General features: G+C 67.7%; 4 protein-coding genes and 1 pseudogene. All 5 read right to left on the bottom strand.

Translation table 11 applies throughout. From position 1 onward, the window contains the following. A pseudogene (locus QMX85_RS23160) lies at positions 1–384 on the bottom strand (PepSY domain-containing protein); the annotation flags it as partial. Between the two features lie 8 nt (positions 385–392). Then, positions 393–2,540, bottom strand: coding sequence for a TonB-dependent receptor (locus tag QMX85_RS23155; RefSeq protein ID WP_282344873.1), 2,148 nt, complete (start codon positions 2,538–2,540; stop codon positions 393–395). A gap of 97 nt (positions 2,541–2,637) precedes the next feature. After that, on the bottom strand, positions 2,638–3,015 hold the full coding sequence (locus QMX85_RS23150; protein WP_282344871.1) for a DUF2946 domain-containing protein: 378 nt from the start codon (positions 3,013–3,015) through the stop codon (positions 2,638–2,640). A gap of 59 nt (positions 3,016–3,074) precedes the next feature. After that, complete coding sequence (gene guaD / locus QMX85_RS23145; RefSeq protein ID WP_282344869.1) at positions 3,075–4,379, bottom strand: guanine deaminase; 1,305 nt, start codon at positions 4,377–4,379, stop codon at positions 3,075–3,077. 90 nt (positions 4,380–4,469) lie between these two features. Further along, positions 4,470–5,309, bottom strand: a complete 840-nt coding sequence (xdhC, locus tag QMX85_RS23140; protein WP_282344868.1) for a xanthine dehydrogenase accessory protein XdhC — start codon at positions 5,307–5,309, stop codon at positions 4,470–4,472. Positions 5,310–5,442 lie beyond the last annotated feature (133 nt).

The raw sequence follows: 5,442 nt of genomic DNA, 5'->3' as shown, positions 1-5,442 counted from the left end.
CCCCACCGGGGCGCGGGGACCCACCGGCCGCGCGCGGGCCCGCGCGCCGGCTTCGTCGACCGCCTCGATACGCCTGCCGTCGAGGGCGTCCAGCGTCACGCCGCTGCCGTCGGCATAGCCGAGCAGGTAGCGCGGGCGCCCCTCGGCGCTGCTCAGGCGCAGGCTTTGCGGAGCGTCGTCGCGGCCGCTGGCGGCGAACACCTGCGCCAGGTCGATGCAGCAGTCGCGCGCGGGCAGCTCCGGCAGGTGCGTCAGGTGTTCAGCGGGCGTCAGCTTCGGGTAGCCGACGTAGAGCATCACCATGCCGGAGACGAACCACAGCGCCATCAGCAGACACAGGCCGATACCCAGCCAGCGGTGCCACAGGTAGAAATAGCGCTTCATCGGCGGCCTCAGAAGCGCGTGTTCAGCGACAGCTCCAGGCTGCGTGGTTCGCCCACGTAGTACTGGCTGTTGCTCTGGTGGATGAAGCGCGCGTAGACCTCGTCGGTGAGGTTGCGCAGCCGCGCGGTGAGGTCGGTGCGCTCGTCGACGCGGTACTTCACGAAGGCGCCGAACAGCGTGTAGGAGGGCACCCACATGGTGTTGGCGTTGTTCGCGTAGACCGAGGCCACGTAGCGCGCATCGACGCCGCCCTGCCAGCTCGGGTCGAAGTCGTAGGTCAGCCAGAGGTTGCCGACGCGCCCGGGGATGTTCACCGGCGTCTTGCCCTTGCGCGACACCGGAACGCCGTTCGCGACCTCGTTGAAGTCGTCGTAGCGCGCATCGACCCAGGCGAAGTTCGCCTCGGCCAGCAGGCGCTCGGTGACCTTGAACGAGCCGGACAGCTCGACGCCGTCGGAGGTCTGCTGGCCGGCCTGAATGGTCGCGTTGGCGTTGTTCGGGTCGGTGACCGGGAAATCCTTGCGCACGATGCGGTAGGCGGCGACCGTGGCGGAGGCACGACCGTCGAGGAAGTCCAGCTTGCTGCCGACCTCGACCTGGCGCCCGGTGCTGAGATCGAAGTCGCGCACCTGGGTGGCGCTGGCGCCGGTCAACGTACCGCCCGGCGGCTCGGCCGAGGTGCTGTATTGCACGTAGAAACTGGCGTCGTCGCTGAGGTCGAAGACCAGCCCCGCGCGCCCGGTGATGGCGTCCCAGCGGCGATCCACCTGCACGGCATTGAGGTGGTCGGTGACGCTGAAGTCGATGTGGTCGTAACGCAGCGCGGTGACCAGCGACAGGCGTCCGCCGAGTTCCTGGCGGTTCTCTACGAAGGCCGAACGGGTCTCGATCTCGTTGCTGCGGGATTTGCGCGCGGCCGCGCTCATGCCGGGGATGTCATCGAAATGGCCGGGGTCGAAGTCGCCCGGTGCGACGCTGTCGAAGGCGCCGCCCGAGCGCGGATACACCGATTGCTGGTTGACGCTGTAGTCCGCCCCCAGCGCCCAGTCGCTGGCGAGACCGAACAGATGCGCCTGGCGCAGCAGCTCGAAGCGGTTGCCGTTGAGCTCCTGGTCGTGGCGCTGCCGGTAGCCGCCGGAGCGGTTGATCGCCGAGTTGTCGGCGTTGTAGGCATACACCTCGAGGTTGCGGTAATCACGCTGGCCTTCGTAGTGGTAGAAGGTGTTGCGCAGCGAGGTCTGCTCGTCGAGGCGGTAGTCGGTGATCGAGCGCAGCCAGCGGGTGCGCTGCTCGTAGCGGCCGTCCTCGACGTTGTAGTTGGCGAAGCGTTCGTGCCGGTCGATCTTCAGCTCGCCGGTTTTCGGGTTGGGCGTCGGCGTGCCCCAGTACGGGCTGTCCTCCTGCTCTTCCAGATATTCGATGGCCAGGGTGTGCGAGAGATCGGGCGTGAGGTCGCTGAGCAGCGAGAACGCCAGGTTGTTCGCGACGCGCTCCTGACGATCGATGTAGCCGTTGCTGCTGTCGCGGCTGAAATCCACCCGTGCGTAATGGCGCGGGCCGGGGCCTTCGTTGAGCGCCTGGTTGTAGCCGATGGCGGTCTGCCGCGTGTCGAAACGGGCGTAGCTGATGCGCGCCTCGCCGGCACTTTCCTCGCGGCTGGCCAGCTTGGTCACGTAGTTCAGCGTGCCACCCACCGAGCCGCTGCCATGGGCGAACGAAGAAGGCCCGCCGATCAGCTCGACGCGGTCATAGATCCAGGCGTTCACCGGGCGATTGGCCGAGCCGTATTGCAGGCTGATGCCGTTGAACAGCTGGTTGACCTGGGCACCGTTGAAGCCGCGGTAGGCGACGTAGCCGCCCCAGCCGGGCGGCGCCGAGGCGTTCACGCCGGGCAGCGCGTTGGCGACCTCCTGGAAATCGCGCGCGCCGAGGCGTTCGATGCGTGCGCGATCGGCAACGCTGACCGAGGCCGGGTTCTCGCGCAGGGTCAGGCCCAGGCGCGAGCCGGTGTCCGCCGTGTCGTCGAGTTGCAGGCCGGTGTTCTCTTCCTGCTCGGCGCTGACGCTGGCGCCGGGCAGGGTGAGGGGCGGATGGTCGGCGAACGCGGGGGTGCAGAAGCTGGCGAGCAGCGCCAGCGGGAGGCTGAAATCTTTCATCGTGGATGACTTCCATGCGAGGACGGCCGCTCTCCCGTGGACCGTGCGCGCAGGCGCCTGCCGGGAAGGGCGTGGAGTGTTCAGGGCGATGGAGGCGTCAGGGCGAAGCGCGGGGGTTTATCGAAGGCCAGAGGTGGCGCGGTGGCGGTTGGGCGAAGGTCAGCGCCAGCAGCGGGGCGATGCCCGGCGCGGCGAGCGCCTGCACGAGCCAGCCGTTGCTGTTGATCGCCACGGCAACGGAAGCCGAGGAGCACAGCGGGCAGGCGTTCATCGACGGCAGCGTGGACTTGCCGTCGGAGGAGGGCGCATGGCTGCCGTGCTCGGCGCTCTCCGCCGAGCAGAAGCCGCCTTCCAGGCCGCTGAGGCTGAGCGCGCTCATCTGCCCGTGATGCAGGCCGCAGGCGAACAGATTGAGCAGGACGCAGGCGAGCAGCATCCAGGCAATCAGTGAGCGGTCTTGGCGGGCGATCTTCATGGGCCGCGACTCTAACAGCGTCGCGCCGCCGGGCAAACACCCGGCGTGCGGCGGTCGCCTCAGTCGCGACGGTGCAGCGAGCGGCCGGCGGCGAAGGTTTCCTTCACCGCGCGGTCGTCGCCCAGGGTGATCAGCGCGAAGAGTTTCTCGGCGAAGGTCTTCGCCTGCTTCAGGCGGAACTCCAGCAGCGGCGTGGCCTTGTAGTCGAGCACCACGAAGTCGGCCTCCTTGCCGGCCGCGAAGTTGCCGATCTTGTCGTCGAGGTACAGCGAGCGGGCGCCCCCGAGAGTTGCCAGGTACAGCGACTTGAACGGGTTCAGCGATTCGCCGCGCAACTGCAGCACCTTGTACGCCTCGCTCAGGGTGGTCAGCTGGGAGAAGCTGGTGCCGCCGCCGACATCGGTGCCGAGGCCGACGCGCACGCCATGGCCTTCCACCCTCGGCAGGTCGAACAGGCCGCTGCCGATGAACAGGTTGGAGGTCGGGCAGAAGGCCACCGCCGAGCCGGTTTCGCCGAGCCGTGCGCACTCCTCGTCGCACAGGTGCACGCCGTGGGCGAACACCGCGCGCGGGCCGATCAGCCCGTGGTGGTCGTAGACGTCCAGGTAGTTCTTGCGCTCGGGGAACAGCGCCTTCACCCAGTCGATCTCCTTGAGGTTCTCGGAGAGGTGGGTGTGCATGTACAGGCCCGGGTACTCGCCGAACAGCTTGCCGGCCAGCGCCAGTTGCTCGGAGCTGCTGGTGGGCGCGAAGCGCGGCGTCACCGCGTAGCTCAGGCGGCCCTTGCCGTGCCAGCGCTCGATCAGCGCCTTGCTGTCGGCGTAGCCGGATTCCGGGGTGTCCTGCAGGAAATCCGGCGCGTTGCGGTCCATCAGCACCTTTCCGGCGATCATCCGCAGGTTGCGCGCCAGGGCGGCCTCGAAGAAGGCGTCCACCGACTGCTTGTGCACGCTGCCGAACACCAGCGCGGTGGTGGTGCCGTTGCGCAGCAGCTCACAGAGGAACACCTCGGCGTTCTCGGCGGCCACCTCGGCATCGGCGAAACGGCCCTCGGCGGGGAAGGTGTAGGTATTCAGCCACTCCAGCAGCTGCGTGCCGTAGGAGCCGATCACGCCGACCTGCGGGAAGTGGATGTGGGTGTCGATGAAGCCCGGCGTGATCAGCGCGTCCGGGTACTCAGTTACCGTGACGCCGCTGAAGCGCACCAGTAATTCTTCGGCCGGGCCGCACGCGACCACCTGGCCCTCCTCGACGACCAGCAGGCCGTCTTCGAAATACTCGTATGACTGCTCGACGCCGACCTTCGAGGGATCGGCCAGGCTGTGGAGGATGGCGGCGCGGTAGGCCTGGGTGGTGTGGCTCATGATGCGAGGTCTCATGCGTAGGGTGCGCTGTGCGCACCGAAAAATGGGGTGGGGCAGTGGGCGCGCAGCGCACCCTACACGGGCATTTACTCAGGAGCGGCGTGAGGCAGGCAGTAGCTTCGCCACGCCGGACTCGCCTTTTTTCACACTCTGGCCAAAACCTGCGTTGTAGGTAGCGATCACTTCACCGGCGATGGAAATGGCGATCTCCACCGGCAGTTTGCCTTTCACCTCGGCGATGCCCATCGGGCAGCGCATGCGTTGCAGCAGGTCACTGCTCAGGCCGCGCTCGCGCAGGCGATGCTCGAACCTGACGCGCTTGGTCTTCGAGCCAATCAAGCCGAAGTAGGCAAAATCACCGCGTTTGAGGATGGCCGCAGTTAGCTCAAGGTCGAGTTGGTGGTTATGGGTCATGACGATGAAGTAGCTGCCGGCGGGCATCGCCGCGACCTGGTCGACCACGTCGTCGTCGAGCACCCGGACAACGCCGGCGGGAATCGCGGGCGGAAACTCGGCCTCGCGCGAGTCGATCCAGCGCACCTTGCACGGCAGCCCGGCGAGCAGCGGGACCAGCGCGCGACCGACGTGGCCGGCGCCGAACACGGCGATCTGCGCCTGGGGTTGGCCCATCGGCTCGAACAGCAGCACGGTGGCGCCGCCGCAGCACTGGCCGAGGCTGGCGCCGAGGGAAAAGCGCTCCAGGTGGGTCTCCTGGCTGCGCGCCGCGAGCATCTCGCGGGCCATTTCCATGGCCTTGAACTCCAGGTGCCCGCCGCCGATGGTCTCGAAGGTTCGCTCGCGGGTGACGACCATCTTCGAGCCGGCGTTGCGCGGCGTCGAGCCACGCTCCTCGATGATGGTCACCAGCACGCACGGCTCGCCCTGCTGCTGCAGGTCGGCGAGGGCGTTGATCCAGCCGGTGTTGCTCATGTCGTTAACCTCGTCGGCTGCCGCTTGTTGGCGGGGCTTCGGTGGGCTGAAGCCCACCCTACGTTGACCTGGGGCGCCGTATCCGCCCGGTAGGGTGGGCTTCAGCCCACCGTGTGTTGCATCACGCCTCGAC

The organism is Pseudomonas sp. PS02288 (assembly GCF_029959715.1).
Taxonomy (GTDB): domain Bacteria; phylum Pseudomonadota; class Gammaproteobacteria; order Pseudomonadales; family Pseudomonadaceae; genus Pseudomonas_O; species Pseudomonas_O kuykendallii.
This window is presented reverse-complemented; position numbering and strand designations above follow the sequence as displayed.

Bases quoted from the DNA above. Each gene is read 5' to 3' on its own strand.
- QMX85_RS23155 (WP_282344873.1), bottom strand. From the start codon at position 2,540: ATGAAAGATTTCAGCCTCCCGCTGGCGCTGCTCGCCAGCTTCTGCACC.
- QMX85_RS23150 (WP_282344871.1), bottom strand. From the start codon at position 3,015: ATGAAGATCGCCCGCCAAGACCGCTCACTGATTGCCTGGATGCTGCTC.
- guaD (WP_282344869.1), bottom strand. From the start codon at position 4,379: ATGAGCCACACCACCCAGGCCTACCGCGCCGCCATCCTCCACAGCCTG.
- xdhC (WP_282344868.1), bottom strand. From the start codon at position 5,309: ATGAGCAACACCGGCTGGATCAACGCCCTCGCCGACCTGCAGCAGCAG.